The organism is Photobacterium lipolyticum (genome assembly GCF_003026475.1).
Lineage (GTDB): Bacteria > Pseudomonadota > Gammaproteobacteria > Enterobacterales > Vibrionaceae > Photobacterium > Photobacterium lipolyticum.
The window spans coordinates 1-2,377 of sequence record NZ_PYMC01000036.1 but is presented as its reverse complement, the minus strand read 5'-3'; the positions used below and the strand labels follow the sequence as shown (position 1 = coordinate 2,377).

At 47.8% G+C, this 2,377-nt stretch carries 3 protein-coding genes, 1 rRNA gene and 2 pseudogenes; 4 read left to right on the top strand and 2 right to left on the bottom strand.

Annotated features, from left to right (window positions below; translation table 11 throughout):
* Positions 1 to 9: 9 nt before the first annotated feature.
* Positions 10 to 125 (top strand): 5S ribosomal RNA (rrf, locus tag C9I89_RS22120).
* A gap of 134 nt (positions 126 to 259) precedes the next feature.
* On the opposite strand, the pseudogene C9I89_RS23095 reads toward rrf, so the two are convergent.
* A pseudogene (locus C9I89_RS23095) lies at positions 260 to 406 on the bottom strand (transposase); the annotation flags it as partial.
* A 315-nt stretch (positions 407 to 721) separates the two neighbouring features.
* Between C9I89_RS23095 and tnpA the strand changes: the two are divergent.
* The 3 genes from tnpA to C9I89_RS22095 are packed head-to-tail and all read left to right on the top strand — an operon-like array spanning position 722 to position 2,231.
* A complete protein-coding gene (gene tnpA / locus C9I89_RS22105) occupies positions 722 to 1,015 on the top strand; it encodes an IS66 family insertion sequence element accessory protein TnpA (RefSeq protein ID WP_107285484.1) in 294 nt (97 codons plus the stop codon).
* Entirely contained in the window at positions 1,012 to 1,368 is a 357-nt protein-coding gene (gene tnpB / locus C9I89_RS22100; protein WP_107285483.1) for an IS66 family insertion sequence element accessory protein TnpB, read from the top strand. The genes tnpA and tnpB overlap by 4 nt, the downstream gene beginning before the upstream one ends.
* A gap of 50 nt (positions 1,369 to 1,418) precedes the next feature.
* Entirely contained in the window at positions 1,419 to 2,231 is an 813-nt protein-coding gene (locus C9I89_RS22095; RefSeq protein ID WP_107285482.1) for an IS66 family transposase, read from the top strand.
* Here the strand turns inward: C9I89_RS22095 and C9I89_RS22900 are convergent.
* Positions 2,206 to 2,377: pseudogene (locus C9I89_RS22900) on the bottom strand (IS3 family transposase); the annotation flags it as partial. The gene C9I89_RS22095 and the pseudogene C9I89_RS22900 overlap by 26 nt on opposite strands.

Below are 2,377 nucleotides of genomic sequence, written 5' to 3'. Positions count from 1 at the left end.
CAGAATTTGTCTGGCGACCATAGCGCTGTGGCCCCACCTGATCCCATGCCGAACTCAGAAGTGAAACGCAGTAGCGCCGATGGTAGTGTGGGGTCTCCCCATGTGAGAGTAGGTCATCGCCAGGCGCTCAATTTTAAAAGGCCATCCTAACGGATGGCCTTTTTCCGTTGTGTGCTAAGCATGGCGTCTAACTGGTTAGGTTAATCCAGCTTCTAGTGCACATCTTCGTTACTCTTTGCGTGTTGCCGAGAAAGCAATTTCAAGCACTGCAAACCTTATCAACAATCTCATCATAATTTTCAAAAACTTGATTAGCTAAATGTTGCTGCCTCATCCAACTCCAAACCTGCTCTATTGAATTCAGCTCAGGTGAATATGGCGGGAGTTTTATGATACTGACATTAGGAAACTGATGAACAGTGTCTTCGGTGTGCTACCCAGCACCATCCATTATCACAACATCATGCCTTCCTTTTTCTGTTACATTGGATATTTGCTGGAGATGTTGCCTCATGGCACCTTTATTGGTCCAAGGGACAACAATTGCTTCTCCTATTCCACGGCCAGGGCAAACTGAACCAAAGAGATACGCATACTCGAACTGTTGTTGTTTGATGACTCGTGGATGTGTTCCTGTTTTGTAAGCGGGTGTTTCTCCCCACATTCCTATGATGATGAATACTTGTTATTGATATAGCTCCCTTATTGACGGAGCTATATCATGACTCGCGAAGACAAAATGCAATTATGGCAAGAGCGCTTACAACACCAGAAGGACAGCGCTCTGACGATTGCTGCCTGGTGTGAGCAAAACCAGATTGCCCAATCGCAGTTTTATTACTGGCAGAAAAAACTAACGGCTTCATCGCACGAGCCTGACAGTGTCATGGTTCCAATTTCCATGCCGTTGCCCTCAGTGGCTCTAGTGATTGAAACGCCCTGTGGCTACCGGAACTCCATCAATGACACATCAGCAATGGCGCTATTTCCGCAAGTCATGGCGTGTTTTCCATGATCATAGCACCGGCCGGAAACGTCTACCTAGCCACCGGGATCACCGACATGCGAAAATCCATCAATACCTTGGGGCTGCTGGTTGAGGATGTACTGGAACTTAACCCGGAAGGCCCGCACTGGTTCGTGTTCTGTAATCGCCGTCGTGACAAGCTGAAAATCTTGCAGTGGGATACCAATGGCTTCTGGCTCCATTACCGTCGGTTGGAAAACGGCAAGTTCAAATGGCCCAGGCATCCAAAAGATACGGTTGCCATGGAAATCACGGCCCGGCAACTGCGGTGGCTGCTTGATGGCTTAAACTGGCAAAATACCGTAGCCCATCACCCCATAAACGGGCTGAAAATATCGTAAAAACAATCAATTAAAATGGCAAAAGCCTCTGTTTTTACTATACTTTTAGTATGCAAAAGGAACTTGATAAGCCCTCGGGCATCACCCCAGAAATCCAAGCCTACATCGATGGCCTGGTTCAAAATGTCAGCCAGGAAATTACAAACGAATATGAATCCCGCATTGCTGAAATGTGGGAGCAGTTCCGGCTGGCGCAAGCCAAACGCTACCTGCCGCAAAGCGAAAAGTTCCCGGCGCAGGGCTGCTTGTTCAATGAAGCAGAATTACTGACTGATAACGAAGTAATTGACGATGAGCCGGAAATGGAAACCGTCACCTACACGCGCAAGCGCGGTCGCAAACCCATCAACCCGGACTTACCCCGGGAGATCATTGAACACGATTTACCTGAGAATGAAAAGATCTGTCCCTGTTGTCAGAGTGAGCTGCATTACATCGATGTCGAAACATCCGAGCAGCTCGAAATCATTTCCAAGCAAGTGAAAGTACTGCGTCATGAACGTAAGAAATATGCTTGCCGTCATTGTGAAAATCACGGCGAAGGCAGCAAAATCATTACCGCCTCAATGCCACGGCAACCGCTTCCCGGCAGTATCGCCACGGCAGGAACATTAGCAACCATCGCGGTCAGTAAGTATGCTGATGGTCTGCCGCTATATCGTATCGAAAAAGAGTTGGCACGTGTGGGCGTTGATATCCAACGTACGACATTGGCGAACTGGATGATAAAGACCGCCGCATTACTCTCTCCGATTTACCAGGCTATGCACCAAGCGCTCCTGAAAGAGAACGTGGTTCATAGTGATGAAACCACATTGCAAGTACTTAATGTAGTGGTCAACCATTTCCGGACAGTAAATTAGTTTGATTCTCAGCTTTTGTCGGTGGAATGCCTCCGTTGTGTTTATGAGGCCGTTCCCAGTTGTAATAGCCCATCAGGTAATGGCTGATATCTCTCGATGCCTCGGCCTTTGTCATATACCCCATAGCCGGAACCCATTCTGTTTTC